The 2,494-nt window shown below is 51.4% G+C and carries 4 protein-coding genes; 1 reads left to right on the top strand and 3 read right to left on the bottom strand.

Annotated elements, in window-relative coordinates; genetic code table 11:
- Positions 1–35 precede the first annotated feature (35 nt).
- Positions 36–197 carry a hypothetical protein gene (locus tag ACOCD2_RS16710; RefSeq protein WP_293649667.1) on the bottom strand — a complete coding sequence of 54 codons (162 nt, stop codon included), beginning with the start codon at positions 195–197 and terminating at the stop codon, positions 36–38.
- Positions 198–250: 53 nt separating this feature from the next.
- Between ACOCD2_RS16710 and ACOCD2_RS16705 the strand changes: the two genes are divergently transcribed.
- The gene (locus ACOCD2_RS16705) at positions 251–1,084 is read left to right on the top strand and encodes a hypothetical protein (RefSeq protein ID WP_293649665.1); all 834 of its coding nucleotides are present in this window, start codon (positions 251–253) and stop codon (positions 1,082–1,084) included.
- 57 nt (positions 1,085–1,141) lie between these two features.
- Here ACOCD2_RS16705 and ACOCD2_RS16700 read toward each other — a convergent pair whose 3' ends face one another.
- Together ACOCD2_RS16700 and ACOCD2_RS16695 are read right to left on the bottom strand one after the other, a co-directional pair.
- Positions 1,142–1,876 carry a TerD family protein gene (locus tag ACOCD2_RS16700; protein WP_293649663.1) on the bottom strand — a complete coding sequence of 245 codons (735 nt, stop codon included), beginning with the start codon at positions 1,874–1,876 and terminating at the stop codon, positions 1,142–1,144.
- Complete coding sequence (locus ACOCD2_RS16695) at positions 1,876–2,466, bottom strand: TerD family protein (protein ID WP_293652508.1); 591 nt, start codon at positions 2,464–2,466, stop codon at positions 1,876–1,878. Before ACOCD2_RS16695 ends, ACOCD2_RS16700 begins: the two co-directional genes overlap by 1 nt.
- Positions 2,467–2,494: the final 28 nt, after the last annotated feature.

Genomic DNA, 2,494 nt, shown 5'->3' with positions numbered 1-2,494 from the left:
CACGGTCGACCCGTAACGTGGTGTCTGTTGGCGAATCAATGAGTTTTTTGTTTTCCATTTCCATTTCCATTACCTTTGCCTTCAAATGATTCTTTACTTACCTTATAGCATTTTTTTTGGTGATTAACAGTCAATGCGTGTTTTTTTAATGACACTTGATTGCGTTCGGCAAGCGCGTCGCGTTTAACTTGCATCATGTTTAACTCATGCTCCAATGACATTGAACGTATTATCCATTGGAGGACAAATCATGAGTTACGCACCACAACCGGCGCAAACCAACACTACCCTCAGCTTGGGGGAAATCAACCGTCGCCTGAAGCAGTTGGGATTCAATGTGCATCTTGCCCCGGATGTTGCACAGCGTATCCGCAACACGGAAGACCCCAGCCGCTTCATCGAAGCGCTCGAAAAAGCCGTAAACAACCCAAGAGCCAAGGAGTGGCTGATGGGCGTGCTTCAGCGCCACGGTTTGTTGAGCGATAATGCCCCTGCGCCAACACCGGCTACACATCCACAGCAGCCGTCCCAACAACAAGAACAGAGGTCAAAGATGAACGCCAATGGAAACAGTGGGGCAGATCATATTGACATGCCCCCTGAAGACCGTATGTCTTTTCATGTGTACGGCGGAAAATCCGCCCTGTGTTTCAATGCGGATATTACCAAGGGGGGAGTCCATACGGTGGCGCTGGATGGCGCTATGGCGGTGGCTACACGCAAGTACGATTGGGAAAACAAGATTCGCGTGCAAATGACGCGACAGGAACTACCTGCTGTTTTGGCGGTGCTTCTGGGTTATTCGGCATCCTGCCGTTTTTCCAACCACGGCGCTGATAAAACCAAGGGGTTTACCATTGAGCGCCAACCTGGAAAGTTCTTTGTCAACGTGATGCAGAAAGACCGGCCGCTGGTCGCGGTTCCCATGACCGACCAGGATGCTATCTATGTCACGGGGCTTTTCATGCGGCAGTTGGGGAAAGTGTTTGGTCCGGAATACCTGACCATGCTGCCTTTTCTGATGCAGCGTTACGGTGCCCTGATCAACGCCAGACAGCGTATGCAGAAACATTCCACCACCTGATGGGGTGGTGGATGACTTGAACCCGCGTGGTCGGCGGCTCCCTGCCTTCTCCAAGGCTTAGTGGTGAAGGGCTGATCGTGCCTCGGTCTTTGGTTTAACCGGGTTCATGCCGCCGGATAAAAATTGTTTCGGTACGCTGCTGGATAACATCGTCAGTTCATCAAGGCTGAGGTGTTCGATGGCAATACGCCGGCGCAGGTCATCCAGTTCACAGTCGGGTGTTGCTTCACCGATACCATGAAAACGCCACACCATTCCTGCCGGGGTCTTCGCCCGGTAAACCTTGCCAAGAATCATGGACACTTTGCCCGCGAACGATTTGTCATTTTCAACATCGAAATTGAGCAACATGCGCTCTGGCTTACCGGGCTGACCCTCATAAATTCGGATGCGGATGTACGGAATTTCGTCAAAGGTGTTCCACTCGAAACTGTTCAGCATGAACACCAGATGTGCGACCTGTGGCCGAAGTTTCGACAGATCCACGGTAACCACCTCATTATCGAAGTCGCGGCCTTCGGGTGTCAGGTCACCCACTTTATCGTCACCATGATGAATCACCGCACCATCACTGGATTTGTCATGGTCATAATAGATGGTTTCGATGAGCGAGCGGTCTTTGTGATACATGGCTACCGCCAAGTCCAAATCCACCGGCTCGACTTTCTTCATCCCGAGCCAGTTGCGATAAACAATGGCGCCCCAGGACACTCCAACACAGATGTTATTCAATACCTGCTCACCATCATCTTGCAGGCTCAAACGGTCACCTTTGCTGAGGACTACAGCCATCAGGCTCGCTCCGCCACTTCTACGCCGTATTTCTCCGCAAACATGCCCAAGCCTGCCCTATAACCGCGGCCCACAGCCCTGAATTTCCATTCACCGGTTTCCAGGCGGTACACGTCCGCCACGTGAATGGCGGTTTCAGTACTGAATTCTTCCCTCAAGTCATATCGCTGAAGTTCCTGCTCGGTATCCTGATCCACAATGCGAATATAGATATTATCGACCTGCCCGAAGTTCTGTCGGCGGGCAACCGCGTCATGAATCGTCACAACAATCGCCAGCGTCCGAACGCTTTCCTCCAGGTTACTCAAATCACACAGGATGACTTCATCATCTCCGTCTCCTTCACCGGTACGGTTGTCCCCCGTATGCACAATGGAGTGACAGATCGACTCCAGGTTGTTGTAGTAGATCATGTCGCAGTCCATGCGAACTTGTCCCGTTGAATTCAGCATGAATAGGCTGACATCAACATCGAACTCGACGCCTTGCTCTTCCGCAGGGTCCCAGCCCAGCCCAATATGGATCCGCTTAAGCAGTGGATTTTCTTTGGTAAGAGAAACGGTCTGCCCTTTTTCCAGTGAAACTGCCATGATTTGCTCCTATCTTTGATTTATCTAT

It is taken from the genome of Thiolapillus sp. (assembly GCF_048562965.1).
Taxonomy (GTDB): domain Bacteria; phylum Pseudomonadota; class Gammaproteobacteria; order Chromatiales; family Chromatiaceae; genus Thiolapillus; species Thiolapillus brandeum_A.
The sequence above is the reverse complement of the archived record's forward strand: the minus strand, read 5'-3'. Positions and strand labels throughout refer to the sequence as shown.

Coding starts and splice junctions, on each gene's coding strand:
- ACOCD2_RS16710 (WP_293649667.1), bottom strand. CDS start 197: ATGATGCAAGTTAAACGCGACGCGCTTGCCGAACGCAATCAAGTGTCA.
- ACOCD2_RS16705 (WP_293649665.1), top strand. CDS start 251: ATGAGTTACGCACCACAACCGGCGCAAACCAACACTACCCTCAGCTTG.
- ACOCD2_RS16700 (WP_293649663.1), bottom strand. CDS start 1,876: ATGGCTGTAGTCCTCAGCAAAGGTGACCGTTTGAGCCTGCAAGATGAT.
- ACOCD2_RS16695 (WP_293652508.1), bottom strand. CDS start 2,466: ATGGCAGTTTCACTGGAAAAAGGGCAGACCGTTTCTCTTACCAAAGAA.